Here is a 26,081-nt window from a genome sequence, read left to right on the forward strand (position 1 = left end):
CCGGGCCGCGGCGCGGGGGTGGATCCGTCGGATCGGGACGATCCGCCTGCCCGACGCGCCTGGGGAGGAGCATCCGGAGCGCTCCGTCGTCGACAGGGCTCCTCGCCGCCGACAGGACCGGTCAGGACCCCATGCCGGTCTGCGCCGCGAGCAGCCGGATGTCCGTCGCGGTCGTCTGCCAGGCCGAGCCCCGCTGCTGCCGGAGCTCCCCGCCCTCGGCGAGGATCCGGACCTGGGTCGAGGTGTTGCCCGCGGCGATCTGGACCGTGCCCGTCGTCGTGCCGAGCGCCGTGGCGCCTCCGCCGAGCAGGTTCATCGTGACGGTGTCCTCTCCCGTCGAGCCGCGGACGACCGACACCACGTCGAGCTCGTCCGTCCAGGCCGCGGCGACCGCGGTCCCCAGAGTCGAGCGGAGGACGACCGGCTCGCCGACCGCCACCGGGTCGCCGTCCCGGGAGCGGGTGATGCCGGCCACCAGCACCGTCGCCTGCTGCCCGTCCTGGGCGAGCGCCAGCATCCGGGTGCCGTCGCGCGACACGGCGATCGAGGCGAGCGACTCGACCTCGCTCCAGGCCGTTGCGACCTGCATCGAGCGCGAGCCGTCCGCGGAGTACGCCACCAGCTGCCCGGGCGAGGCCGACGGCACCGACCAGACGTACCCGAGCGGATCGATGGACGGCGCGACGAGGCCCGACCGCGCGTCGAGGAGGACGTCGGCACCGTCGGGCTCCACGAGGCTCACGCCCGCGGCGGTGAGCACGGCGGCCGATGCGTCCGAGTCGGCCCCGCGCTGCTCGCCGAGGACCGCGGCCCGCGGCTGCAGCGCCTCGATCCGATCCGAGATCCCGAGGCCGGCCAGCCCGGAGGAGCCGAGGAATCCGAAAGCGTCGTCGGTCAGCACGAGCGGCCGGGTGTCGACGCGGGGCGAGGTCGGCAGCCCGGTGACCTCGGAGGGGACGTCGATCGGGTTCTGCTCGACGGAGAGCGCGACTCCGGTGACGTTCGAGACGTTCGCGAGGCTCCGGTTCAGCTGCAGCGCCATCAGCCGCCACTGCGCCGGATCGGCCTCGAGAGCGGCCGGGTTCAGGTCCACCACGGCGCGCTGCGACTCGACCGGCACGGTCTCGGCCGCCAGCGTCGTGCCGGTCGGGAAGGCCGACACGACGGCGGCGGAGTCCCGCAGCCACGGTGTGGGGCCGCGCAGCAGCTCCGTGACGATCGTGGTGCTGGTGGAGCTGTCGGCGCGCGAGGCGAACCAGCGCAGGTCCGGCACGAGGTACTGGTATCCGGGGTCGAAGAAGTAGAGCGCGTGCGTCGAGAAGACCTGCTCGAAGGTGGTGCGGTCGATCACCACGCCGCTCGGCGGCGCGCTGATGCGCCACTCGCCGTTCTCCTGGACGAAGCCGTAGTCGAGGGTCAGGCCGGCCGTGGTGGCGACGTCGGTGTAGACGCCGGTCGCGTCGACCTCGGCGACGGGCGTGATCGTCAGCGAGAGCGTGGATCCCGACTGCGGCGAGGCGGAGCGCTGGCCCTCGTCGACCGTGACGTGCTCGCCCGGCGTCCAGTCGGCTCCGGTGGAGAGGAACTCGCGGGCGATCTTGTAGTTGTTCTGCGGGCTCGACGCGGCGTCGATGAAGCCGGTCAGGATGTCGCGCTGCGACGCACCGACGGCGGGTCCCGACGGGAGGAAGTCGTACTGGAGGTCCTGCGGCGCGGTGTCGGGCCGTCCGACTCCGACGTCGCCGTCCCGCGGGATGCCGGCGCATCCGGCCAGCCCGAGCGCGAGCAGCGCGGCGGCCGCGGCGGCGCGGAGGATGCCGCGCCTCACGGGAGCACCCCCGCGGCCCCGACCGGAGGAGCCTGCAGCGGAGGGAGGACGATCGGGCCGCTGTAGGCCTGCTCGCCCGCGTCGACCGGGGGCAGCGGGAGCGGCGAGGCCTCGATCCGCTCGCCGCGGTGCCGGGGCACGGTCAGGCGGAAGCAGGCGCCGCGATCGGGCACGGACCAGACCTGCAGCCAGCCGTGGTGCAGGGCGGTGTCCTCCTGCGCGATGGAGAGGCCGAGGCCGGTGCCGCCGAGCGTGCGGCGGCGGGACGGATCGGCGCGCCAGAAGCGGTCGAAGACGCGCACCACCTCCTCGCTGCTCATGCCGTGCCCGTAGTCGCGCACGGCGAGGGCGACCGCGCTGGCGTTGCTGTCGACGGTGACGACGACCTCGCGGCCGTCGCCGTGCTCGATCGCGTTGCCCAGCAGGTTGCGGACGATCCTGCGGATGCGGCGCGGATCGAGGTCGGCGTCGAAGTAGCCGCCCGGGGCGGAGAGAGTGAGCCGGGAGCCGTTCGCCTCCGCGATCCCGCGCATCGCCTCGATCTCGTCGCCGGCCAGCTTCACCAGGTTGACCGGCTCGAGCTCGAGCTCGGCCGATCCCGCGTCGTGGCGGGAGATCTCGAGCAGGTCGGCGAGGAGGCTCTCGAAGCGGTCGATCTGGCTGTGCAGCAGCTCGACCGTGCGCTCGGCGACCGGGGCGAAGTCCTCGCGCTGGTCGTACAGCACGTCCCCGGCCAGCTTCATCGTCGTCAGCGGCGTCCGGAGCTCGTGCGAGACGTCCGAGACGAAGCGCTGCTGGACCTGGCTGAGCGTCGCGAGCTCGCTGATCCGGTCCTGCAGGCTGTCGGCCATGCCGTTGAAGGACCGGGCGAGGGTCGCGATCACGTCCTGGCCCCGCTCGGGGATCCGCACGTCGAAGTCGCCGGCGGCGAGGCGCTGGCTCGTCTCGGCCGCGACCCGGACCGGGGCGACGACGATCCGCACGACGACCCAGCTGACCGCTCCGATCAGCAGGATGAGCAGGATCCCCGCCACGTTGAGCACCTGCTGCACGAACTGGAGCGTGCGCTCCGCGTCCGCGAGGGAGTAGCCGATGTACAGCTCGTAGCGCCCGGCCGAGCTCGGCAGCTCGAGGGTCGAGCCGACGAGGATGCCGGGCTGCTGCTGACCGGAGGCGTCGAGCGTCACCGACTGCCAGTACTGCCCGTCGGAGCCCGCCTGCACCCGCTCGCGCAGCGCGTCGCTGATCACGCCGTTCTGCAGCTCGCGGTTGTAGATGTCCTGAGGCGCCAGCGAGGACGCCTCCTGGTCGGGCGAGCGCACGACGGCGATCAGCGCGGAGGAGGAGGCGTCCCGGACGGCGGTGCGCACCGAGCTCATCACCTCCTCCATGTCCTGGCGGGTGGAGACGGTGGCGGCGTCGAGGTAGCCCTGCGCGGCCCGGGTCGCGCGCGACGTGTCGCCCGTGACCTGCGTCAGCCGCGACTGGAACAGGTTGTCGCTGATGCTGTACGAGAGGTAGACGCCGGTCGAGCCGATGGCGATGCCGCTGAGCAGGACCGTGATCGCGACCGCGCGGAACTGCAGCGACGTGCGCCACACCCCGAGCACACGGCGGGGCCACCGGCGCACGTCGGGAGCGGCGAGGCGGGGCACGGTCAGCCCGGGAGGACGGCGCCGGCGCGGTAGCCGACGCCGCGCACGGTCATCACGATGCGGGGGTCGTCCGGGTCCTTCTCGACCTTGGCGCGCAGGCGCTGGACGTGCACGTTCACGAGGCGGGTGTCGGCCTTGTAGTGGTAGCCCCAGACCTGCTCGAGCAGCATCTCGCGGGTGAAGACCTGCTGGGGCTTGGAGGCGAGGGCGAGGAGGAGGTCGAACTCGAGCGGGGTCAGGCCGATGCGCGTCTCGCCGCGGCGGACCTCGTGGCCGGCGACGTCGAGGCTCAGGTCCCCGACCTGCAGCACCGCGTTCGCGGCGGCGGTGGCGGGACGCAGGCGCGTCCTGATCCGCGCGACGAGCTCCTTGGGGTCGAACGGCTTGACCATGTAGTCGTCGGCGCCGGACTCGAGGCCCTGCACGACGTCGGAGGTGTCGGACTTGGCCGTCAGCATGATGACGGGGACACCGGATTCGGCGCGGATCGCGCGGCACACTTCGATCCCGTCGATCCCGGGCAGCATCAGGTCGAGCAGGACCAGGTCCGGCCGGGCCCGCCGGAAGGCCTCGAGAGCACCGGAGCCGTCCGCGCAGAAGGAGACGTCGTACCCGTCGGCGCGCAGGACGATGCCGATCATCTCGGCCAGGGCGGCGTCGTCGTCGACCACCAGAATGCGCGCGCTCATCGGTCTGCTCTTCCTCGTCTCGGGTCGCGCCCGCCCACGGCGCGCACGGTGACCCGACCCAGGCTAACCGACGCACCTCTCCGTGGGCGGGGAGCGGGCTCTGCGGGCGAAGGGGGTCCGCTCGGGGGAGGACCCCGCCCGCACGCCTGTGACAGCATGGAGGGGATGACCGACGCAGCTCAGTGGCCCCCGCCCGCAGGGCGTCCGGACGACGCGGCCGTCCCGGCGCAGGACGGCGACCGGCGCAGGCCGCTGCCCGCTCCCGTCGCCCCGGCCTGGTCGCCCGCGCCGCCGAGCGCAGGCCCCGTACCACCCGCTCCCGCCGGGGGCTCCTGGTCGCCCGCGCCGCCGAGCGCAGGTCCCGTACCACCCGCTCCCGCCGGGGGCTCCTGGTCGCACGCCTCCGGCGCCGGCCCCTGGTCGCCCGGTCGCCCCGCGCCCGGCTGGACTCCCCCGCCCAAGCCCGGTCTCGTGCCGCTGCGCCCGCTCGGCTTCGGCACCCTGCTCGGCGCCCCGTTCCAGGTCCTCCGCCGCAGCCCCCGCACGACCCTGGGCGTCGCCCTGCTGGTGCAGGGCCTCGGGTCGGTGCTCGCCCTGGCGGTCTACGGCCTGATCGCGGTGCTCGCCGTCGGGCGCATCGCACAGGCGGAGTCCGCCGACCGCGACGCCGTCGGCGCGGGCTCCCTCGCGGTCGTGGTCCTGGCCGCCCTCATCCCCCTCGCCGTCTCGCTCGCCAGCGGCGCTCTCGTGCAGGGCGTGGTCGTGCTCGAGGTCACCCGCGGCGTCCTCGGCGAGCGGGCGACCTTCCGACAGCTGCTCGCCCGGCTGCGGGGCCGCTTCTGGGCGCTGATCGGCTGGACGGTCCTGCAGGGCGTCGGCTACCTCCTCCTGGTGCTCCTCGCCGTGGCGCTCGCCGTGCCGCTGTTCGTCATCGGAGCGATGGACGGGACGTCGAGCGCGATCGTCGGCGGGATCCTGGTGCTCGTCGGCTCCGGCCTGGTCGCCCTCGCGCTGGGGGTCTGGCTGTCGACGAAGCTCGCCCTGGTTCCGAGCCTGATCGTCGTCGAGCGGCTGCCGCTGCGCCGTGCGGTGGCGCGCTCCTGGCGGCTGGTGGCGGGCGGCTTCTGGCGCACCTTCGGCGCGCTCGCGCTGATGACCGTGATCATCCAGGTCGCCGGCCAGATCGTGGCCACGCCGTTCAGCCTGCTCATCCCGATCGCCGGCGCCCTGATCGCCCCGACCGACCCGGACGCGCAGCTCGTCACCTCGCTCGTGGTGACGATCGCCTCCGTCGCCGTGGGCTTCGTGATCGGCGCCGTCGGCACCGTGCTCCAGTCGGCCGTGACGGGCCTGGTCTACCTCGACCGACGGATGCGCCGCGAGGGCTTCGACCTGGTGCTGATGCGCCACGTCGAGGAGCGCGCGGCGGGCCGCCCCTCCCCCGATCCCTTCCCCGTGCCGGAGCGCCCGTGATCCTCGCCGCGGCCCCTCTCGAGCCCGACGCGGAGCAGGCGCGCCGACTCCTCCTCGAGGAGCTCGCCGACCCGCGCTACCGGGCGGCCGAGCCGACCCTCTTCGACCGGGTGGTGCAGGCGGTGCGCGACTGGTTCGCCTCCCTCACGCTGCAGGGCGACGGCCCGCCGGTGCCGATCGCCGCCGTGATCGGCGTGCTGGTGCTGGTGGCGCTCGTGGTCGCCGCGCTCGTCATCGCGGGACGGCCCCGCGCCGGTCGCCGCAGCACCGTCACGGGAGCGGTGCTCGCCGACGACGACACCCGCTCGGCCGCGACCCTCCGCTCGCTCGCCGAGGCCGCGGCCGCCCGCGGGGACTGGGACGAGGCGCTCGTCGAGCGCTTCCGCGCCCTGGTGCGCTCCCTCGACGAGCGGACCGTCCTGCGGGTCTCGCCCGGCACGACCGCGCTCGGCCTGGCGTCGCGCGCCTCTGCGGCCTTCCCCTCCTCCGCCGCCGCGCTGCGCCGCACGGCCGACGACTTCGACCGCGTGCGCTACCTCGGGCAGCCCTGCGGCCCGGCCGAGTACGAGCGGGTCGCGGCTCTGGACCGCGAGCTCGCCGCGGCCTCGCCGGTCCTGGACGCCCTGGCGGCGCCCCGGTGAGCGCCGACACGGTCTCCAGCCCGACCCTCGGCGCGCTGCTGCGCCGCGGACGGGTGTGGGTGCTCCTGCTCGTGATCGTCGCGGTCGGCACTCTGCTGCTCACCGTCGCGACCGGGACCCGGGTGGCCGCCCCGGACCTCGACGTCGACAGCGCGACCCCGGACGGCGCCCGCGCGCTCGCCCAGGTGCTGCGCGATCAGGGCGTCGAGGTCGTCCGCGCCGACGACCTGGACTCCGCTCTCGCCGCCTCCTCCCCGGACGCGACACTGCTCGTCGACGACCCGGACGTGGCCCTCGACGAGGCCCAGTACCGCCGGCTCGCCCGCGCCTCGGCCTCGCTCGTCCTGGTGACCCCGGGAGGAGCCGCGCTCGACGCCCTGCTGCCGGACGTCCGCTTCGCCGGCTCCCCGGCCGGCGACGGCCCCTTCCGCGCCGAGTGCCCGCTCCCGGCGGCCGAGCGCGCCGGGACGCTCCCCGCGGGAGGGAGCACGTACCGGATCCTCGACGACGGCGACGCGGTCGGCTGCTTCCCCTCAGGCGACGACGGCTTCCTGCTCGTGAGCACCGGGTTCCCGCAGGGCGCCGACGTCACCGCGATCGGCGACGCCGACCTCCTCCGCAACGGCACCATCGGCCAGGACGGCCGCGCCGCTCTCGCACTCGGACTGCTCGGCGGTGAGGACCGGCTGGTCTGGTACCGCGCCGGAGCCGCCGACTCGGCGAGCACCACCCCTGCACCCGCCGACCTCGTCCCCGGCTGGGTGACTCCGGCTCTCCTGCTGCTGGTGGCCGTGTTCGTCGCCTCCGCCGTCTGGCGCGGCCGCCGGCTCGGCCCGCTCGCGGTCGAGCCGCTGCCGGTCGTCGTGCATGCGAGCGAGACGGCCCGCGGCCGCGCGCGGCTCTACGCGCGCGGAGCCCTGCGGCCCCGCGCCCTCGACGCACTGCGCATCGGCACCCTCCGGCGGACGGCCGCGCTCCTGGGACTCGCTCCGGCGACCGGAGTCGACGAGATCGTCGCCGTCGCCGCCGAGCGCCTCGGCCGCGATCAGGCCGCGCTGCGCCGTCTGCTCGTCGACGACCTGCCGGGCGACGACGCCGCCCTCGTCGCCGCCTCCGACGAGCTCCTCCGCTTCGAGAGCGCGCTCCGCGCAGCCCTCTCCCCGACGACCGCCCGACGACCGGAAGGCCCCTCCCGATGAGCGACACCACCCCCTCCGCCCGCGACGGAGCGCCGGTCTCCGACGACGACCTGCGCGCCGAGCTCGACCGGGTCCGCTCGGAGGTCGGCCGCGCGGTCGTCGGCCAGGACGGCGCCGTCTCCGGGCTCCTGATCGCCCTCCTCGCGGGCGGCCACGTCCTGCTCGAGGGCGTCCCCGGAGTCGCGAAGACGCTGCTCGTGCGCGCCCTGTCCGTCTCGCTCGGCCTCGACACCCGCCGGGTGCAGTTCACGCCGGACCTGATGCCCGGCGACATCACCGGCTCCCTCGTCTACGACGCCTCCACCTCCGGCTTCGCCTTCCGCGAGGGCCCGGTCTTCACGAACCTCCTGCTGGCGGACGAGATCAACCGCACGCCGCCGAAGACCCAGGCCGCGCTCCTCGAGGCGATGGAGGAGCGCCAGGTCAGCGTCGACGGGCGCACCCTGCCTCTGCCGGACCCGTTCCTCGTCGCCGCCACCCAGAACCCGGTCGAGTACGAGGGGACCTACGTGCTCCCGGAGGCCCAGCTGGACCGGTTCCTGCTCAAGCTCGTGCTCGACATCCCGCCGCGCGACGTCGAGGTGGAGGTGCTCTCGCGCCACGCCGCGGGCTTCGACCCGCGCGACCTCGACGCCGCGGGCGTGCGACCCGTGCTCGACGCCGCCCGTCTGCGCGCCGCCCAGGCCTCGGCCCGGCGGGTCGGAGCCGGTCCCGACGTCCTCGGCTACATCGTCGACCTCGCCCGCGCCACCCGCGAGAGCCCGAGCGTCAAGCTCGGCACCAGCCCCCGCGGCTCGACCGCCCTGCTCGCGGCGTCCCGCGCCTGGGCCTGGCTCAACGGCTACGGCTCGATCACCCCCGACCACGTGCAGGCGATGGTCCTGCCCGTGCTGCGCCACCGCATCCAGCTGGAGCCGGAGGCGGAGCTCGAGGGCGTCCGCACCGAGGCCGTCCTGGGCGGGATCCTGCAGCAGGTCCGCGTCCCGGTCTGAGCCGTGCACCTCACCGGACGCAGCGTCCTCGTCCTCCTCGTCGGCCTGGTGCCGGTCGTCCTCCTGGGCGGCCGCTCCGAGGTCGCCTTCGCCGTGCTCGGCCTCTGGCTCCTGGCCTGGGCGGTCCTCGTCGGGATCGACGTCGCGGTCGCGGGCTCGCCCCGGGCCGTGGTGCTCGAGCGGCGGGTGCCGGACCGGGTGCGGCTCGGCGAGAGGGCCGAGGCGACCCTCCTGGTCACGAGCACCGGCCGCAGGAGGATCACGGGGGTCCTCCGCGACGCCTGGGAGCCCTCGGCCGGTGCCCTCGAGACCCGGTCGCCCCTGCGTCTGCCGCCGGGCGAGCGCCGCGCGGTGACCACGGTCCTGGAGCCGATCCGCCGCGGCGAGCGCCGGGCACTCCACGTCACCATCCGCTCCCGCGGGCCGCTCGGGATGGCCGGCCGCCAGGCGACGCGGGCCGCGCCGGCCGTCGTCCGGGTGCTGCCCGCCTTCCGCTCCCGCCGCCACCTGCCCTCGCGCCTGGCGCGGCTGCGTGAGCTGGAGGGGCGGACCAGCGTGATGATCCGCGGCCAGGGGACCGAGTTCGACAGCCTGCGCGAGTACGTCCGCGGCGACGACGTCCGCTCGCTCGACTGGCGGGCGACCGCGCGGCGCCGGGAGCCGGTCGTCCGCACCTGGCGCCCGGAGCGCGACCGGCGCGTGATCGTCGTGCTCGACACGGGCCGCACGTCCGCCGCACGGATCGAGGACGAGCCGCGCCTGGACACGGCGATCGAGGCGTCGCTCCTCCTGGCGGCCCTCGCGGCCTCGGCCGGCGACCGGGTCGACGTGCTCGCGTTCGACCGCACCCGGCGAGCCCGCGTGCACGGCGCCACCGGCACGGAGGTGCTGACCCGCGTCGTGGACGCCCTCGCCCCCGTGCAGCCCCAGCTCATCGAGACCGACTGGGCGGCGGTGCCCGCGCAGGTGCGCACCCTGGCCTCCCAGCGCTCGCTGGTGGTGCTCCTCACCGCGCTCGACTCGGTCGGCTCGGCGGAGGGGCTCCTCGCGGTGCTCCCGCAGCTCACCCGCGTGCACACGGTCGTGGTCGCCTGCGCGCTCAACCCCGAGCTGCAGCGGATGGCGGAGGACCGGAGCGACCGGGCCGCGGTCTACTCCGCCGCCGCCGCGGAGCGCTCGCTCGCGGACGTCGACCGGCTCTCGGCCGCCGTCCGCCGTCTCGGCGGGGACGTCGTGCTCGGCAGCCCCTCCGCGCTCCCGCCGGCGCTCGCGGACCGCTACCTCGCGCTCAAGGCGGCCGGACGGCTCTGACCTGCGAGAGGGGCCGTCCTCGGTCCCGGGAGCGCTGATCGACGGCCCCGCTCCGACGGCCGCGCTCGTCCGGCTCGGCTCAGCCGGCCGCGATGCTCCGCGACCCGGCCTCGAACCGGTCGAGGTCGCCCGTCTCCCCCGCCCGCACCGCGCGCCCGCCGACGACGATCATGTAGAAGAGGAACGCGCCGAGGGCGAGCGCCCCGATCCCGATCTTGAGCCACCAGGGCCAGGGTGCCGGAGTGACGAACCCCTCGATCACGCCCGAGACGAGCAGCACGAAGACCAGGCCGATCGCCACCGTGAACAGGCTCCGCGCGTCCTCGGCGAGCGCCTGGCCGCGGGTGCGCGCGCCGGGAGCGATCCAGGCCCAGAAGATCCGCAGGCCCGCGGCCGCGGCGACGAACACGGCCGTCAGCTCGAGCTGTCCGTGCGGCGCGATGTACAGGAAGAACGTGTCGCCCTCCCCCACATGGAACATCACCGCGATCGACGTGCCGAGGTTCTGCGCGTTCTGCAGCAGGATGTACGGCACGTAGACGCCGACGATCCCGAAGGCCACGCACTGCGCCGCGATCCAGGCGTTGTTGGTCCAGACCTGCCCGGCGAACGAGGCGGCGGGGTTCTCGGAGTAGTAGTCGATGAAGTCGCCTCGGGCGAAGCGCCGCAGCTCCTCGTCGTCGCCCAGCGCGGCGAGCAGGCGCGGGTCGCCGAGGATCCAGAGCGCGTAGAGCGTCGCCACCACCGCGGTCGCGAGGGCGACGGCGAGCGTCAGCCAGCGCAGCCGGTGCAGAGCGGCCGGGAGCGAGAGGACGACGAAGCGGGAGACCGCGGCGAGCGGCTCGTCTCGCGTGCCGGTCAGGCGTCCCCGAGCCCGCGAGAGCGAGACGGCGAGCCGAGTGCCGACGGCTGTCGATCCGGCGGTGGAGGAGATCGTGGCGAGGTCCGCGGATGCCGCCTGGTAGCGCTCGATCAGCTCATCCGCCTCGGCTCCGGTCAGGCGGCGCCTGCGCGAGAGCTCGTCGAGGCGGGTCCACTGCGCAGCGCGGGCGGCCGAGAGAGCGTCGATGTCCATCTCCTGACAGGATAGCCAGGCACGCCGCCGAGGCCGAGCATCCGGGAGGAGCACCGTGGAGGAGCAGCGCACCGAGTTCGACGACGCCGACCTGGTCACCGGCGAGGCGATCGCGCTCGAGGTGCCCGTCACCTCGTTCGTGCTCCGCGCGGTCGGCGCGATCATCGACCTGATCGCGGAGCTCCTGCTCGCGCTGGGCCTGTTCCTGCTGGTCTCCTCCCTCTCCGGGGACGGCGGCCTGGACCCCGCCGCCTCGGCCGCCGTGGCGATCGCGGCCCTCGTCATCGCCGTGGTGATCGTGCCGGTCACCGTCGAGACGGCCAGTCGCGGCCGCTCGCTCGGGAAGCTCACCGTCGGCGCTCGCGTCGTCCGCGACGACGGCGGTTCCATCGGCTTCCGGCACGCCCTCGTGCGCGGCCTCACCGGCGTCCTCGAGATCCTGATGACCTTCGGCGGGCTCGCCGCGGTCGTCGGCCTCCTCTCGCGCCGATCGCGCCGTCTCGGCGACGTCCTCGCGGGCACGCACAGCCAGCTCGAGCGCGTTCCCCGCGCGGAGCCGCTGGTCGTCGAGATCCCGGAGCCGCTGCGGGGCTGGGCCGTCACGGCGGACACCGCGCGCCTCCCCGACGCACTGGCGCGCCGACTGGCGCAGTTCCTCCGTCAGCGCCACGGCATGACGGAGCCCTCGCGCTCGCAGCTCGCCGCCGCGCTGGCCGACGAGACCGCGGTCCACGTCTCCCCGCTGCCCGCCTCGCCCGCGGAGGACTTCCTCCTCGCCGTGGCCGCACTCCGCCGGGCGCGGGAGGAGCGCGCCCTGCTCCTGTCCGACCAGCGCCTCGAGCGGCTGGCCCCCGTGCTCTCGAGCACGCCGCGCGGCTTCCCCGAGCGGCCCTGACGCGCGCGGCAGCGGCTTAGGCGGGCCCCGCGCCGTAGCGGACGGTCTCCCAGCCACGCGGGACGAGGAGCCGCCGGTCGTGCTCGGCGCAGAGGTCGTAGCCGTGCGGATCCGGCGCAGGACTCAGCGGCCCGACCGCCACCAGCGAGTCGCGGTAGTCGTAGGTCAGCGTGACGACGGCCTGCGCGCGGCAGCCCGTCCGCGAGCAGTGCCGTCCGGTCATCGCCGCCCACAGTAGCAATAGGCTGGAGCCATGCCCCGTGCTCGTCGTTCCGCCGCTCGCCCGACGAGCGGGTCGCGCGGAGGCTCCCGCGACCGGCACGGCCGCGGCGCACGAGGGCCGATCACCGGTCCGCACCTCCCCCTGCTGCAGACCCGCTCCGACTTCTTCGAGGCGACGATCGGCTCGGCCTTCGACTACCTCCGCGGCACCTGGCCGGAGGAGCTCGCCGGCATCCGCGTCGACGTCGCGGCGACTCCCGACGTCGACCCCGACCGGCTGCAGGGCACGGGCATCGCGCGGTGGCGCGTCGACCACGCCGCGCGCCGCATCACGCTCTACCGCGTTCCGATCGAGCGCCTGGCGAAGCTGCACCGCCGCGACGAGTGGCACCAGCGCATGCTGATCGAGAGCTACGTGTTCCGCGCCGTCGCGGAGCTGCTCGGCCGCGATCCGTGGGACATCTCCCCGGACCGCTACCGGCACCCCTGATGCGCCGGCAGCTCTGAGGCGCCGGCACCGCCGAGGCGCCGCCGCCCCGCGTCTCAGTGCGAGTAGACCGTGATCGGCGAGGAGAGCGGTCCCGGCGGGACGATCGTGTACGAGGCGATCCGCCCGTCGCGCGCGATCGAGACCGAGGCCTGCACCGGCTGGGTGCTGCTGACGACCGCGCCGTCGCCGTCCAGCGGGGTCGCGAGAGCCGCGAACGGGCCGAGCTCGAGCGTGCGGGTGCCGCCCGGGGCCTCGATCTCGACCGAGGCGGTCGAGTCGCTGCCGTTGACCAGGTGCAGTCGCGCGTCGCCCTCGCCCGTGCCGGCGACGCCGAAGGGCGTCGTGGTCGCGGTGCCGGAGGCGAACCAGGCGAAGTCCGTGCCGGCCGAGCCGGTCGAGGTCGTCCGCCCCGCCGCGACGATCGGCTGATCGGCCCGCAGGACGATGCGGTAGGAGCCGTCCGCCAGGCCCGTGAGCGGGACCTCGCCGACGAGGCCGGCGGGGACGACGACCTGGGTGGAGGCGCCCGACCCGCTCGGGTCCTCGTTGGTGACCTCGACCGAGACCGTGCTGTCGGCGTCGCCGGGGGTGAGGATGCGCAGCACGGGGCTGCCCGCGCCGCCGCTGCCGTCGTCGCTCGCGGTCTCGGCCGGAGGCGACGTGACGGTGAAGCCGGCGATCACGGCGAGCGTGTCCGGGCCGGCGGAGGGGCCGGTGGTCTCGACGCCCTCCGGGGTGAGGCCGGAGATGGCGCTGCTCTGCATGCTCGCGGCGACCTCGCCGCCCCGGGCGGTCACGTGCACGACGGGCTGGACGACCCCGGGGGCGAGCCCCGCGAGCGGGAGCGCGCGGACCGCTCCGGCCGGAACGACGATGCCCGTGGCGCCGGTGGCCTGGACGGTGCCGGTCTCGGAGAAGAGCGTGAGGTCGACGGTGGAGGCGACCTCGCTCGGGTTCGCCAGGATCAGCACGGAGGTGCGCCCGACGTCGGTCGAGCCGGCCACGAGCCAGCTGTCGGCCGAGGGCTCGGCGCAGGCGCGGGCCGACAGTCCGGAGAGGGTGTCCGTGCCGATGCCCTGGACGGTGGCTCCGCCGGGAGCGGGGTCGGAGCCCGCGGGCACGCTCAGACCGGTGATGCCGGTGCCCGGTGCGGCGACGTCGTCCTCGTCGAGGACCGTGGGGTCCGAGGTGGAGCCCTCGGGCCGGACCGCGGTCGCCGCGCCGTCGAGGGCGCGCAGCTGCTCCGGCTCTCCGGCGTCGATCAGATCGCCGCCGCAGACCAGCGAGCTGTCGGCCGCGACGGGCGTCACGACGACGCCCTCCGCGGCGCTCGAGACCAGGGGGGACGGGAGGAGCTGGGGCACGACCACGGCGGCCGCGGCGATCACGACTCCGGCCGCGCCCACCGCACCGCGCAGGGCCGTCCGGCGCCGACGGGCGGCCGAGGGTGCGCGATCGGGCGTCGAGGCCGCGGCGCGATCGGCGCGGCGCTCCGCGCGGGAGCGGCGGGCGGAGGACTCGGGCATCTGCTTCTCCTGGTCGGCGGGGTCAGACATCGTCGTTCCCGTCGTCGAACTGGCCGGTGGCCTCGCCCGGCTCGTCGTCGATCCCGGCGACCGCGCCGCTGGAGCGGCCCCGCTCGAGGGAGAGCCCGGTGGGCACCGCCAGCAGGAGGGCGACGACGAAGACGAGGAGGAGGGCGATCGTGTAGGCGATCCCGAAGGGTCCGACCACGCCGGACGGAGCGGCCTCGGTGCGGGTCCCCTCCGTGTCGACGGCCGTCCAGAGGAGCCCGTAGCGGGTGTCGCCCACGGCCGAGAACGCCGCGTTGCCGTCGAGGGAGACGGCCGCCCGCGCGCGCACGGCGGCGGCCGCGTCGCCGACCTGGGTGCCGGCCGGCTCGGTCAGCACGACGAAGCGCACGCCGAGGCTCTCGAGCGCGGAGGGGACGTCGTAGCCCGTCCGCGAGACGAGGTTGCCCGCCAGCTCGTCGATCGCGTCCGTGCTCTCGGCGCCGGTGTTCGCGAGGGTCGACTGCTGGTCGAGGGTCGCGCCCGCTCCGCGCTCCAGCCGGGCGAGGACGCCGCCGTCCGCCTGCGGGACGAGCACGATCGTGCCCACCCGCGGGTCGTTCCGGGCCTCGGCCGCCACGTAGGCGGGGAGCGAGCGGTCCGACGTGGTCGACACCGACGTGCCGGCGCCGGTCGGGAAGGCCACCGCGAGCGGACCGACCAGTGCTGCCGCCGCGGCCGTGACGACGAGCGCCGGCACCACGCGCACGGAGCGCACGGCGGCGAGCGAGAGCGACGCGCCGATCACCAGGCCGAGCCAGTAGAGGCTGAGACCGGTGCCGCTCCAGACGGAGACCGCCTCGGAGCCGGTGGTCGCGACCTGCACGCCCTGGGCGAGCGAGGCCGTCACGAGACCCGCCGCCGCGACGCCGACGCCGCCGAGGGCCGAGAGGTTGTTCGGGAGGAGGAGGGCGGCCAGCGCCGCGACGATCAGCGGCACGACGAGCACGGCCGTGACCAGCGGGGCGGCGGAGGCGCCGATCCCCAGACCGCCGAGGAACGCGAGCCATCCGTCGGGCAGACCGGCCGGGAATCCGGCGAGCAGCGCGACGAGGTCCGACTGAGCGGAGGGCAGCGGGACGCCCGGATCCGCGAGGACGCCGAGCCAGTCGCCCCGCGGTGCGCGGGCGACCACCAGCGGGAAGAGGAGGACGGCCGCGGGGATCGGCAGGCCGAGGAAGCGGCCGATCCGCCGCCCCGAGGTGGCGACGACGACGAGCCAGATCACCAGGAGCGGCACGGCCAGCACCGGCGCGCACGCGACGACGGCCGCAGCCAGGATCGAGGCGCTCGCGGAGGCGGACCAGGAGCGGTACGCGCCGAACCCGGCGAAGAAGAGCCAGGGAAGCAGCACGTGCACCAGCAGCGGGGCGGGGCGCCCGTCGGCCTGCGCGGCGAAGAAGGCGGGAGCGAGGATGTAGACGAGGGCTCCGGCGGCGCGGGCGGTCGCGCGCGGGGTGAGCCGCGCGATCATCAGCCAGGCGCCGAGGGCGGCAGCGGGGAGCGCGACGAGATAGAGCAGCACCATCGAGTAGCTGGGCGACCAGAAGGTCAGCGAGCCGAGCACGGCGAGGACGGCGGCGAACGGGTCCGCCGCGCCGATGAACCCCGAGCCGAGGTCGCGCCAGCCGTAGGCCGCGTTGCGCCACAGCTCGCCGACGGTCGGCGAGAGCGTCAGCAGACCGCCGCCGCTGAGCGCGGGAGCAGCGAGGAGCGGCGTGTAGACCACCAGGCCGGCGAGCGCGGCGATGAGGACGACCCACACTCCCCCGCCCTGGAAGAAGTGCAGCGGATGGCGGTCCCGCCCGGCCTGCACGCGCACGGCGTCGTGGCGCACCGAGCGCAGCTGCCGCACCACGTCCAGCGGGATGCGCAGCGGCGCGACGGCCTTCCAGCCCACGTTCTTCGACGAGCGGAGAACGGTGCGGGCCCGCAGCACCTTCGTCCCCCCGAAGGCGACGACGAGGGCCGCCAGCAGCTCCCCTCCGACCAGCCCGGGCTGCTTGCGCAGCAGGCGCACGACTGCGCGGCCGATAGCCAGGGGGACGAGCGAGAGCCAGTGCAGGAGGAGGAGCGCGACGGGCGCGTAGGCGAGCCGGCGGTGCAGCTGCGCGGTGCGGTGCTGGCGCGCGCGGCGCCGCTCCCCGCTGTCGATGCGGCGGCCGTCGGGGCGCTGCAGCCCGATGCGGGCGGTGGTGACGCGGGCGTCCGGCACGCGGCTGACCCGGTGCCCGGCGAGCCGGGTGCGGATCGAGAAGTCGAGCGCGTCGTCGACGACCGGCAGGCCGGGGTCGAAGCCGCCGAGCTCCTCCCAGAGGGAGTGGCGCACGAGCATGCCGCCGGCGGCGACGGCCAGGACGTCGGGCGTGGAGTCGTGCTGGCCCTGGTCGAGCTCGTCCTCGACGAGGTGGACGGTCGTGCCGTGCTTGGTGATCGACTCGCCGTAGCTGCGGATGTAGCCGGAGCGCGTCCAGTCCATGATCTTGGGACCGGCGACCGCGACAGAGGGGGCGACCTCGACGGCTCCCAGCAGCGCCGCGAGGGCGCCGGGCTCGGGGGCGGAGTCCTGCGCGAGCAGCCACAGCCACTCGTCCTCTCCGGCCGGCGGCTGCATCACGCGGACAGCGCGGGCCACGGCCTGGCCGAAGGGGAGGTGCTCGGCGACCTGCACGAGCTGCGTCGGACCCCAGGACGCGAGGAGCTCGTCGGTCGTGTCCTTCGAGCCTCCGTCGACGAACACCGTCGCGTCGGGCTGACGGGTCTGCGCCCGCAGGGCCGCGAGGGTTCGTTCCAGATAGGCCGCGCCGTTGCGCGCGACGAGGACGGCGGTGACTCGTGGATACATCGCGGACCACCCTAAGCGATGCCGCCGCGCCGCCCGCCTGCGGCTCGCCGCCCCGTCGGTCGGGTCGCGGCGAGGAGGGCACTAGGCCCGGCGGCGCAGCTTCCGGCGCTCGCGCTCGGAGAGGCCGCCCCAGATGCCGAACCGCTCGTCGTTCTCGAGCGCGTACTCGAGGCACTGGGCCCGGACCTCGCACGAGGTGCAGATCTTCTTGGCGTCGCGGGTCGAGCCGCCCTTCTCGGGGAAGAAAGCCTCGGGATCGGTCTGCGCGCACAGCGAGTCGACCTGCCAGGAGAGCGCGCCCCCCGGCGCCTCGGTCGCGGTGTCGATCCCGGGTCGGACCCCGGGCACGCCCAGACGGACCGGATCGACGAACCAGTCCTCGGGGACTCCGGAGTGCTGTTCCGGAAGCGTCATGCCGTCTCCTACCCCGCCTGCGAACCGATGATCGGCGGCCGCTCCTCCCGGAGCCGCTGCCTAGGTAATTACAGCGGTGTCATTCGCTCAGGTCAAGTCGCGGACCATAAACCCTCAACCCGCCGTGGAGGGTTCATGACACACCGGCGTGTCGCGAACGTGAGATCCGATCAGGCGGTCGCGGCGCTCCGTGCGCGCCAGGCGCTCTCCACCATCTCGGCGACCGTGTGCCGCATCTCCCAGCCCAGGTCGCGGGCCGCTGTCGCGCCGGAGGCAACGATGCGGGGCGGGTCGCCCGGCCGCCGCGGGGCGACCTCCGGCGTGAAGGCGATGCCGGTGCTGTCGGCGATCGCGCGCATGATCTCCCCGACGGAGGCCCCGGATCCGCTGCCCAGGTTGTAGACCGGGTCGATCGGCTCGCCGGCGGCCAGGCGGCGCGCCGCGGCGACGTGCGCGAGCGCCAGGTCGGCGACGTGGATGTAGTCGCGGACGCAGGTGCCGTCCGGTGTCGGGTAGTCGTCGCCGTTGATCCGGGGCGTGCGGCCGTCCAGCAGCGCCTCGAAGACGAGGGGGAAGAGATTGTGGGGGCTGGTGTCGTAGACGTCCGGGTAGCCGGACCCGACGACGTTGAAGTAGCGCAGGGAGGCGTGCCTGACGCCGTGCGCCCGCCCCGCGTCCGCGAGCAGCCACTCGCCGATCAGCTTCGACTCGCCGTAGGGCGACTCCGGGCTCTTGGGGGTGTCCTCGGTGACGATCTCGACGTCGACCGCGCCGTAGACGGCAGCGCTCGAGGAGAAGACGATCGAGGAGACCCCGGCGCGCTCCATCGCCGCCAGCACGCGCATGGTGCCGGTGACGTTCTGCTCGTAGGTGTGCAGGGGGCGCTGCACCGAGACTCCGGCGTACTTGAACCCGGCGACGTGGACGACGCCCTCGATGTCGTGCTCGGCGAGCACGCGGTCGAGCAGGGCCTCGTCGAGGATCGAGCCCTGGTGGAACGGGACGCCCTCGGGCACGAACGACGCGTGCCCCGAGGAGAGGTCGTCGAGGACGACGGGGTCGATGCCCTGCTCCGAGAACGCGCGCACCACGTGCGCCCCGATGTACCCGGCTCCCCCGGTGACCAGCCATGCCATGTGGATCCTCCTCGGTGCGGGCCCGCGACTCCGCGCGCCGGAAGACACCCTAGCGGCGGGGATCGACGGCGTGGATAGGCCGGATGACGACGGGACGCGATATCCTGCCGCCGTGCTCCGCTCCGTCGCCCTCCTCGCCCTGCCCGGCCTCGCGCCGTTCGAGTTCGGGGTCGTCTGCGAGGTGTTCGGGATCGACCGCGGCGCTGACGGAGGGCCCGCCCTCGACTTCCGGATCGCCACTCCCGATCCGGGCCGCGTCCGGACGAGCCTCGGATTCGACCTGCTGATCGCCGACGGTCTCGACGCGGCCCGGGACGCGGACCTGATCGCCGTCCCCGCCCACGGCCGCGGGCCCGCCGACGAGCGGGTCCTCGACCTCCTCCGCGAGGCTCACGAGCGCGGCGCGTGGATCCTCAGCGTCTGCAGCGGGGCCTTCACCCTGGCGCAGGCGGGCCTGCTCGACGGCCGGCGCGCGACCACGCACTGGATGCACGCCGCGGAGCTCGCCCGGCGCTTCCCCTCCGTCACGGTGGACCCCGAGGTCCTCTACGTGCAGGAGGGGCGCATCGTGACGAGCGCGGGCACCGCGGCCGGCATCGACGCGGCGCTGCAGGTGGTGCGCGAGGAGCTGGGCGCGACGGCGGCGAGCGTCGTCGCCCGGCGGATGGTCGTGCCCCCGCAGCGCCACGGCGGGCAGGCGCAGTACCTGCGGACCCCCGTTCCCGAGGCGCGCGCGGACTCGCTGGCCGAGGTCACCGAGTGGATGCTGGAGCACCTCGACGAGGACCTCTCGATCGAGGCGCTGGCCCGTCGCGCCCTGATGGCCCCCGCACCTTCGCGCGCCGCTTCCGGGCCGACCTCGGCACGACTCCGCTCGCCTGGCTCACCCGCCAGCGCCTCCTCCGGGCGCAGGTGCTGCTGGAGGAGACGGAGCTGACCCTCGAGGCGGTCGCCGCGCGGGTCGGCTTCGGCACGGCTGCGGTGATGCGCCACCACTTCACGCGCGTCCTGCGGACCACGCCGGCGGCCTACCGCCGCACGTTCGCCGCCTGAGCGGCCGGCACCGGTATCGCTGGAGGGATCAGACCGTCGCGACGAAGAGCCTGCCCCGTCCGGTGACGGCGAGAGCGCCCTCCGACGGGGTCACGAACACACTGCCGCCGCGCTCGACGCGGACCGAGCCCTCGGCGCCCTCGAGCGAGAACGAGCCCTCGGTCGCGATCGCGATGGCGGGTCCGTGCAGGGCGACGCGGGCCGGCGTCTCCGACTCCGGCTCCACGACGGCGAGCACGAAGTCGGGGACGTCCGGACGGTAGACGCGCACGCCCGGTCCGGCCTGCTCGGCCGGGAGGTAGGGCACGGGCAGCGGCGAGAACTCGAGCACGCTCACCAGCTCGGGCACGTCGATGTGCTTGGGCGTGAGGCCCCCGCGCAGCACGTTGTCGGAGGCGGCCATAAGCTCCACGCCCGTGCCCGCGAGGTAGGCGTGGATGTTCCCGGCGGGCAGGTAGAGCACCTCGCCGCGGGCGAGGCGGACGCGGTTGAGCAGGAGCGAGAGCACGATGCCGGGGTCGCCCGGGTAGCTCTCGGCCAGGTCCCGGACCGTGGTCGTCTCGAGGCGGTCGTCGCCCGCGGACGCCGCGACGACCGCGGAGACCAGCGCGGCGACCTCGGCGCGGTCGCCGTCGGCGAGCAGCCACGACACGGCGCCGCGGAGGACCTCCGAGGGCTCGCCCTCCAGCGTCCGGGCGAACCGCGCGATCGCGGCCGCCTCCTCCGCCGGGGCGCGCCCGGACAGCTCGGCGAGCAGCGCCCGGGCGTCCGCCGGCTCACGGAAGCCGCAGAGCGCGTCGAAGGTCTCGCTGAGCGCGTAGATCAGCTCGGGCTTGTGGAACGGGTCCTTGTAGTTGCGATCGGCGGCGTCGCGGGGGATGCCGGCCTCCTCCTCCTCGACGAACCGGCGCCGGGCCCGCTCGGACGAGGGGTGGGCCTGGAGCGACAGCGGCCCGCCCGCCGCGAGGATCTTGAGCAGGAACGGCAGACGGGGAGCGCCCGAGACCGGATCGACCGACCCCTCCACTCCGGCGAGCGCCGCCTCGGGGTGATCCACTCCGGCGAGCGCCGCCTCGGGGTGCTCGGCGATCCACTCGGCGAGCGTGCCGGCGCCGACCGAGGCGGGGTCGAGGACGCGCGCGGGCGAGCCCGGGTGCGCGCCGAGCCAGAGCTCGGCCTCGGGGGCGCCGGAGGGCGCGGTGCCGAGGGCCTCCGAGATGCCGGTGAGCGAGCCCCAGGCGTAGTCGCGGGGGGTGTTGCCGATCGGGATGAACACGGGAGCGCTGGCCTTCCGTCCGAGGGGTGGGTCCGAGCCGCTCAGCCGGACGCGCCGGGGCCGCTCCGCTGCGACGCTAGCAGGATCCACAACGCGGGCCAGGGAGGAGGGCCCGCCTGTTGGTGCTCTCCGCCAGAGGACGCGGCACTCGCAGGCGCGCTTCGTACGCTGGGAGTCGCAGCACTGTCGCCGTCGGAGCGGTCGCCGTGCCGCATCCGACGAGCGAGGGAGCACAGAGCATGGACAGCACGACCTTCGAGACCCTGGGGGCCGACTTCTACGGGTTCGAGGCGGCGCTCACGCCCGCCGAGAAGGAGCTGCTGGTCGGCGTCCGCGCGTTCCTCGAGGAGCAGGTGCGGCCGATCGCCGACGAGTACTGGGAGCGCGCGGAGTTCCCGCGGCAGCTGATCCCCGGGATCCACGCCACCGGCGTCATCGGCCTCTCCTGGCCCGAGACCCGCGCGATCGAGAATTCCGCCGTGTTCCGCGGCTGGGTGGCGCTCGAGCTGGGCCGGGTGGACGCTGGCATCGCGACCTACGTCGGCGTGCAGAACGGCCTGGTGATGGGCACGGTCGGCGTCGCCGGCTCCGAGGAGCAGCGCGCCGAGTGGCTGCCGAAGCTCGCCTCGGGCGAGGTCGTCGGCGCCTTCGGCCTCACCGAGCCGCACTCCGGCTCCGACTCCGCCCAGGGCCTGCGCACCACCGCCCGCCGGGACGGCGACGACTGGATCCTCGACGGCGAGAAGCGCTGGATCGGCAACGCGACCTTCAGCGACGTGACCGTGATCTGGGCGAAGGACGCGGAGGACGGCCAGGTGAAGGGCTTCCTCGTCCCCACCTCGACGCCGGGCTACCGCGCCACCGCCATCGCGCGCAAGCAGAGCCTGCGCACGGTGCAGAACGCCGACATCGTGCTCGAGGGCGTCCGCGTCCCGGAGTCGCTGCGCCTGCAGGGCGCGAACTCGTTCCGCGACACCGCGAAGGTGCTCCGGCTCACCCGTGCCGAAGTCGCCTGGCAGGCCATCGGCGTCGCGATCGGCGCCTACGACGCGGCGCTGCGCTACGCGAAGGAGCGCGTGCAGTTCGGCAAGCCGCTCGTCGGGCACCAGCTGGTGCAGGACCTCCTGGTCAAGAGCATCGGCAACATCACGGCCAGCATCGCCCTGGCGACCCGCGTGTCCGAGATGCTCGACGCAGGCGAGCAGCGCGACGAGCACTCCGCCCTCGCGAAGGCCTACGCGACGGCCCGGATGCGCGAGACCGTCGCCTGGTGCCGCGAGGTGATGGGCGGCAACGGCATCGTCCTCGACTACGGCGTCGCCCGCTTCTTCGCCGACGCGGAGGCCCTCTACTCCTACGAGGGCACCCGCGAGATGAACACGCTGATCGTCGGCCGCTCGATCACCGGCACCGCTGCGTTCGTCTGAGCCTCCCCGGCCGGGGAGGGTGCGGCGGCGCGCCCGGCACGCCGCCGCGCCGCCCCCGCTCCCTAGACTGGTCGCCATGATCCGACGCGCCGCCCCCGCCGCTCCCCGAGCGCTCGCGGTGGCGGTGCTGGCCGTGCTGCTGGCCGGCCAGTCGCTGCGGAACCTCGCCGGATGGTGGGGCTGGGGCGTCGTCGTCGCGGTGCTCCTGGGCGCCTCGATCGCCGTGCTCGTCCGCGCCCGCCCCCGCCTGCGCTGGGCCCGCACGCCGAAGTCGCTGGTCCTCTTCCTCGGGCTCGCGGTGCTCTCGCTGCTGTGGTCCGCCTATCCGGGAGCGAGCGCGATCGGAGTCACGGCGCAGCTCGCGACGACGCTCGGCGGCGTCGTCCTCGCCGTCACGCTGAGCAGCCGGGAGCTGCTCACGGCTCTCGGACGGGCCCTGCGCCTCTCCGTCGGCCTGTCGCTCCTCTTCGAGCTCGTGGTCGCGGTCGTCGTGCGGCAGCCCGTCCTGCCGTTCGGCGTCGAGCCTCCCGCCGACGGACCGACGCCCGACGCCTTCTACTGGTCGCAGGCCGCCCTCTTCACCGGCGAGCCCGTCCAGGGGATCGTCGGCAACCGCAACCTCCTCGGCTTCCTCGCCCTGCTCGGCCTGATCGTGATCGCGATCGAGCTGGCGGCCCACTCGATCCGGCGCCGGTGGGGAGCGGTCTGGGTCGCCCTGTTCGTCGCGACCCTCCTGCTCACCCGCTCGGCGACCGTCCTGCTCTGCCTCGTCGCCGTCGTCCTCGCGGCCGCGTTCGCGCTCTGGGCTCGCCGGAGGGGCGAGTCCCGCCGGCGTCCCGTCTACCTGACCGCCGCGGGGCTGGCGGTGGCGGCCGTCGCCGGAGGCGCCGCGGGCTGGGGCGCCCTCCTCGGCCTGCTCGGCAAGAGCGAGGACGCCACGGGCCGCCTCGGCATCTGGGACTCGGTGATCGCGCTCACGCTGCAGCGTCCGGTCCTCGGCTGGGGCTGGGTCAGCTACTGGGCTCCCTGGGCCGCCCCGTTCGACACTCTCGCCGAGCGCAAGGGCGTGCTCTACCTGCAGGCCCACGACGCCTGGCTCGACGTCGCCCTCCAGCTGGGAGCGGTCGGCCTCGTCCTCTTCGCGGCGCTCGCCGTCTCGACGCTGTGGCGCTCCTGGTTCCGCGCGGTCGACCGCCCGCGGCGCGACGCGACCTCGACCCTCCCCTACACGGCCGTCAGCCTCGCTCCGCTGCTGATCGTGGTCGCCCTCCTGGCGCAGTCGCTGTTCGAGAGCCGGATCCTCATCGAGGGAGGCTGGCTGCTCCTCGTCCTCTTCGCAGTGCAGACCAAGCGGCCGGCGAGCGAGACGCCCGAGGTCCTCGCCGCGACCCCGCTCCCCCTCGCCGACGCCTCCCCGAGGCGATGAGGCCCCGCCGCCCCTCGCTCCCCGCCTCCGTCGCCGACGCGACGGCGTCCCCGCAGTTCGCGGCGGCCCTCGCGCAGACCACTCTCGTCACCGTCCTCTGCGCTCCGGCGGTCCGCGGACTCCTCGGCTGGCCCGGCTACATCGCCGCCGTCGCCACGCTCACCGCCCTCGCCGCGGTCATGCTCGTCCTGCGGCGCGGGCGGCTCGACTGGGAGGGCCTGCTGCCCACGAGCATCCTGGTGTTCCTCGGCTGGATCGCGCTCAGCGTGCTGTGGAGCGACTACACCTGGGCCACGGTCTCGAGCGTCGTCTACCAGTTCGCCCTGGCGTTCCTGGCGATCGCGATCGGCCTCACGCGCGACATCATCCAGATCATCCGCTCGGTCGGCGACGTGCTGCGGGTCGTGCTGATCGCCTCGCTGGCCGTGGAGGTGCTCTCGGGGGTGCTGATCGACCAGCCGCTGCGCTTCCTCGGCGTGGAGGGCCTGCTCGCGGTCGGCGGGCCGATCCAGGGACTCGTCGGCACGCGCAACCAGCTCGGGCTGGTCTGCCTGCTGGCGATCGTGACGTTCTCGGTGGAGCTGATGACCCGCTCCGTCGCCCGCGGGCCGGCCGTCGCCTCGATCGCCCTCGCCGCGGTCACCCTCCTCTTCACGCGCTCCGCCGTGAGCGCGGGCGTGCTCGCCGTGGCCGTCGTCGTCGCCCTCGCTCTGCGCTGGGTGCGCCACGGCGACGGCACCCACCGCCGTCGGCGGCAGTTCGCGGTGCTCGGCGTCGCCGCCGCGGCCTCCCTCACCGTGTGGCTCCTGCGCTACCGGGTGATCGAGCTGCTGAACGCGGGCAGCGAGTTCGAGTTCCGGCTGCGGCTCTGGCAGCAGGTCTGGCGCTTCACGGACCTCGCTCCGATCGTCGGCTGGGGCTGGGTGGGCTACTGGCGGCCCGACCTCTACCCCTTCACCGCCATCGACTACCTCTCGGGCCGCCCGCACTCGTCGAGCCTCAACGCGCTCTTCGACGTGGCCCTGCAGGTCGGCGCGGTCGGGGTGGTCCTCTTCGTCGTGCTGATCGGCCTCGCGCTCTGGCGCTCCTGGCTGATCGCCTCCGAGCGCATGGCGGTCGTGCACGTCTGGCCGGTGCTGGTGCTGACCGTGCTGATGGTCACCGCGCTGGCCGAGAGCTCGATCCTGCTCGACGCCGGCTGGCTGCTCGTGGTGCTCTGCGCGATGCGCGCGGCCCAGGGACTGAGCTGGCGCCGGCTCCTGCACCCGCGGGACTGACCGGACTCCTCAGCGCCCGCGCCGCCGCGCCACCTGGCGGAGCACGGCGAGGTGCTCCTCCCGGCAGCGCTCCCAGCTGAAGGACCGGGCACGCTCGACGCCGAGCGGGCCGAGCTCGCCGGTCCGCTCGATCGCCTCGAGGATCCCGTCCGCGATCGAGCGCGGCTCGAGCGGATCGACGTAGACCGCGGCGTCCCCGCAGATCTCCGGGAGCGAGCCCGCGTCGGAGGCGGCGACCGGGCATCCCGACGCCATCGCCTCGATCGGCGGGAGGCCGAAGCCCTCGTAGAGGCTCGGGAACGCCAGCACCGCGGCTCGGCGATAGAGGTCGGCGAGCTCCTCCGGAGTGACGTGGCCGCGCCACTCGACGAAGTCCGGCAGCGGGCCGAGGCGGTCCAGATCCCCTCCTGTCAGCACGAGGCGGAGGGCGTGCCCCTCCTCCCGAAGCAGGCGCACCGCCTCGAACAGGCGGGCGTGGTTCTTGTGCGGCCAGGCGCGCGCCGGATAGAAGACGAAGTCCTCGCGTGTGCCCAGATTCGCGACGAAGCGCCGGGTGTCCACGCCGAGATGCGACACGTGGATCTGCTCCTCCGGGATGCCCAGCAGCTCGACGATCCGCCCCTTGGTGAAGGCGCTGATGGTGATGACCGCGTCGGCGCGGCGAGCGGTCGCCTCGTAGGCGAGCCGGCGGAAGACGCGCTCGACGCGGGGGAAGAGGTGCGGGAGGTCGCGGTGCTGCAGGTCGAACAGCATCTGCACGTGCCCCTGCCGCCGCGACGGCCACGGGAGCGGGACCGTGAACGGGAAGTAGAGCACCGCGTCCCGGCCGAGGCGCCGACGCAGCCGCGGCGTGCGCAGGAGCGCCTGGAGCATCCCCACGGCCCGGCGGCGGTGGCCCGCCCCGCTGACGACCCCCTCGGCCACGACCTCGGGCACGCCCTCGCTGAAGCCGCGCGCGTTCTCGGGTACGAGCACCTGCACGGCGGGCCCCTCCTCCCCCGGCCGCGGCGCCAGGAGGCGCGTGAGCGCGCGCGCGTAGGTCTCGCCGCCGCCCATCCCGCCCGGGTCGACGGTGAGCACGGCGAGCGTGACGGGGCGGAGTTCCGGCATGGCGTCCAATCGGTCCGAAGCCCGGCCAGGATACCGGCGGGCCGCACCGCTCCCGGCGCCCTGCCGTGCCCGTGGG

21 protein-coding genes and 1 pseudogene are annotated in these 26,081 nt (G+C 74.8%); 11 read left to right on the top strand and 11 right to left on the bottom strand.

Annotation, left to right across the window (positions count from 1 at the left end):
- Positions 1-121: 121 nt before the first annotated feature.
- From C5C36_RS00950 to mtrA, 3 genes are read right to left on the bottom strand one after another with little or no spacing between them, the layout of a single operon-like run.
- The gene (locus C5C36_RS00950; RefSeq protein ID WP_104309086.1) at positions 122-1,828 is read right to left on the bottom strand and encodes an LpqB family beta-propeller domain-containing protein; all 1,707 of its coding nucleotides are present in this window, start codon (positions 1,826-1,828) and stop codon (positions 122-124) included.
- Positions 1,825-3,483 (bottom strand): MtrAB system histidine kinase MtrB, encoded by a 1,659-nt coding sequence (gene mtrB, locus C5C36_RS00955; protein ID WP_244229464.1) that lies wholly within the window; start codon positions 3,481-3,483, stop codon positions 1,825-1,827. Before mtrB ends, C5C36_RS00950 begins: the two co-directional genes overlap by 4 nt.
- A gap of 2 nt (positions 3,484-3,485) precedes the next feature.
- Positions 3,486-4,172, bottom strand: a complete 687-nt coding sequence (gene mtrA / locus C5C36_RS00960) for an MtrAB system response regulator MtrA (RefSeq protein ID WP_104224133.1) — start codon at positions 4,170-4,172, stop codon at positions 3,486-3,488.
- 165 nt (positions 4,173-4,337) lie between these two features.
- Between mtrA and C5C36_RS00965 the strand changes: the two genes are divergently transcribed.
- From C5C36_RS00965 to C5C36_RS00985, 5 genes are read left to right on the top strand one after another with little or no spacing between them, the layout of a single operon-like run.
- A complete protein-coding gene (locus tag C5C36_RS00965; protein WP_146084551.1) occupies positions 4,338-5,645 on the top strand; it encodes a hypothetical protein in 1,308 nt (435 codons plus the stop codon).
- Entirely contained in the window at positions 5,642-6,286 is a 645-nt protein-coding gene (locus C5C36_RS00970) for a DUF4129 domain-containing protein (RefSeq protein WP_104255252.1), read from the top strand. Before C5C36_RS00965 ends, C5C36_RS00970 begins: the two co-directional genes overlap by 4 nt.
- Entirely contained in the window at positions 6,283-7,485 is a 1,203-nt protein-coding gene (locus C5C36_RS00975) for a DUF4350 domain-containing protein (RefSeq protein ID WP_104262442.1), read from the top strand. Before C5C36_RS00970 ends, C5C36_RS00975 begins: the two co-directional genes overlap by 4 nt.
- The gene (locus C5C36_RS00980; RefSeq protein WP_104224137.1) at positions 7,482-8,477 is read left to right on the top strand and encodes a MoxR family ATPase; all 996 of its coding nucleotides are present in this window, start codon (positions 7,482-7,484) and stop codon (positions 8,475-8,477) included. The genes C5C36_RS00975 and C5C36_RS00980 overlap by 4 nt, the downstream gene beginning before the upstream one ends.
- A 3-nt stretch (positions 8,478-8,480) precedes the next feature.
- On the top strand, positions 8,481-9,788 hold the full coding sequence (locus C5C36_RS00985) for a DUF58 domain-containing protein (RefSeq protein ID WP_104262441.1): 1,308 nt from the start codon (positions 8,481-8,483) through the stop codon (positions 9,786-9,788).
- Positions 9,789-9,867: 79 nt separating this feature from the next.
- On the opposite strand, the gene C5C36_RS00990 is transcribed toward C5C36_RS00985, so the two are convergent.
- Positions 9,868-10,863: a stage II sporulation protein M gene (locus tag C5C36_RS00990; protein WP_104232803.1), complete on the bottom strand. Its 996-nt coding sequence runs from the start codon at positions 10,861-10,863 to the stop codon at positions 9,868-9,870.
- A gap of 55 nt (positions 10,864-10,918) precedes the next feature.
- On the opposite strand from C5C36_RS00990, the gene C5C36_RS00995 reads away from it, so the two are divergent.
- Positions 10,919-11,758: an RDD family protein gene (locus tag C5C36_RS00995; protein ID WP_104262440.1), complete on the top strand. Its 840-nt coding sequence runs from the start codon at positions 10,919-10,921 to the stop codon at positions 11,756-11,758.
- A 16-nt stretch (positions 11,759-11,774) separates the two neighbouring features.
- Here the strand turns inward: C5C36_RS00995 and C5C36_RS01000 are convergent, their stop codons facing one another.
- Positions 11,775-11,981 carry a DUF3499 family protein gene (locus C5C36_RS01000; RefSeq protein WP_104224141.1) on the bottom strand — a complete coding sequence of 69 codons (207 nt, stop codon included), beginning with the start codon at positions 11,979-11,981 and terminating at the stop codon, positions 11,775-11,777.
- 30 nt (positions 11,982-12,011) lie between these two features.
- On the opposite strand from C5C36_RS01000, the gene C5C36_RS01005 reads away from it, so the two are divergent.
- Positions 12,012-12,470 (top strand): metallopeptidase family protein, encoded by a 459-nt coding sequence (locus tag C5C36_RS01005; protein ID WP_104224142.1) that lies wholly within the window; start codon positions 12,012-12,014, stop codon positions 12,468-12,470.
- A gap of 53 nt (positions 12,471-12,523) precedes the next feature.
- Here C5C36_RS01005 and C5C36_RS01010 read toward each other — a convergent pair whose 3' ends face one another.
- The 4 genes from C5C36_RS01010 to galE form a co-directional block, all read right to left on the bottom strand.
- A complete protein-coding gene (locus tag C5C36_RS01010; RefSeq protein ID WP_146078918.1) occupies positions 12,524-14,026 on the bottom strand; it encodes a DUF5719 family protein in 1,503 nt (500 codons plus the stop codon).
- The gene (locus C5C36_RS01015) at positions 14,019-16,886 is read right to left on the bottom strand and encodes a glycosyltransferase family 2 protein (protein WP_104287641.1); all 2,868 of its coding nucleotides are present in this window, start codon (positions 16,884-16,886) and stop codon (positions 14,019-14,021) included. Before C5C36_RS01015 ends, C5C36_RS01010 begins: the two co-directional genes overlap by 8 nt.
- A gap of 81 nt (positions 16,887-16,967) precedes the next feature.
- Positions 16,968-17,300 (bottom strand): WhiB family transcriptional regulator, encoded by a 333-nt coding sequence (locus C5C36_RS01020; RefSeq protein ID WP_104224145.1) that lies wholly within the window; start codon positions 17,298-17,300, stop codon positions 16,968-16,970.
- A 170-nt stretch (positions 17,301-17,470) separates the two neighbouring features.
- Positions 17,471-18,436, bottom strand: coding sequence for a UDP-glucose 4-epimerase GalE (gene galE / locus C5C36_RS01025; RefSeq protein WP_104232806.1), 966 nt, complete (start codon positions 18,434-18,436; stop codon positions 17,471-17,473).
- A 112-nt stretch (positions 18,437-18,548) separates the two neighbouring features.
- Between galE and C5C36_RS01030 the strand changes: the two are divergent.
- A pseudogene (locus C5C36_RS01030) lies at positions 18,549-19,489 on the top strand (GlxA family transcriptional regulator).
- 28 nt (positions 19,490-19,517) lie between these two features.
- Here the strand turns inward: C5C36_RS01030 and manA are convergent.
- Positions 19,518-20,765, bottom strand: a complete 1,248-nt coding sequence (gene manA, locus C5C36_RS01035; protein ID WP_104309087.1) for a mannose-6-phosphate isomerase, class I — start codon at positions 20,763-20,765, stop codon at positions 19,518-19,520.
- 239 nt (positions 20,766-21,004) lie between these two features.
- Here manA and C5C36_RS01040 point away from each other — a divergent pair, with 239 nt between their 5' ends.
- From C5C36_RS01040 to C5C36_RS01050, 3 genes are all read left to right on the top strand, one after another.
- Positions 21,005-22,192, top strand: coding sequence for an acyl-CoA dehydrogenase family protein (locus C5C36_RS01040; RefSeq protein ID WP_104255244.1), 1,188 nt, complete (start codon positions 21,005-21,007; stop codon positions 22,190-22,192).
- Between the two features lie 76 nt (positions 22,193-22,268).
- Positions 22,269-23,618: an O-antigen ligase gene (locus C5C36_RS01045; RefSeq protein WP_104262433.1), complete on the top strand. Its 1,350-nt coding sequence runs from the start codon at positions 22,269-22,271 to the stop codon at positions 23,616-23,618.
- A complete protein-coding gene (locus C5C36_RS01050; RefSeq protein WP_104262432.1) occupies positions 23,615-24,895 on the top strand; it encodes an O-antigen ligase in 1,281 nt (426 codons plus the stop codon). Before C5C36_RS01045 ends, C5C36_RS01050 begins: the two co-directional genes overlap by 4 nt.
- Positions 24,896-24,904: 9 nt before the next feature.
- Here C5C36_RS01050 and C5C36_RS01055 read toward each other — a convergent pair whose 3' ends face one another.
- A complete protein-coding gene (locus C5C36_RS01055; RefSeq protein ID WP_104309088.1) occupies positions 24,905-26,005 on the bottom strand; it encodes a glycosyltransferase family 1 protein in 1,101 nt (366 codons plus the stop codon).
- Positions 26,006-26,081: the final 76 nt, after the last annotated feature.

The sequence above is a fragment of the Rathayibacter sp. AY1G1 genome, assembly GCF_002932095.1.
Classification (GTDB): Bacteria; Actinomycetota; Actinomycetes; order Actinomycetales; family Microbacteriaceae; genus Rathayibacter.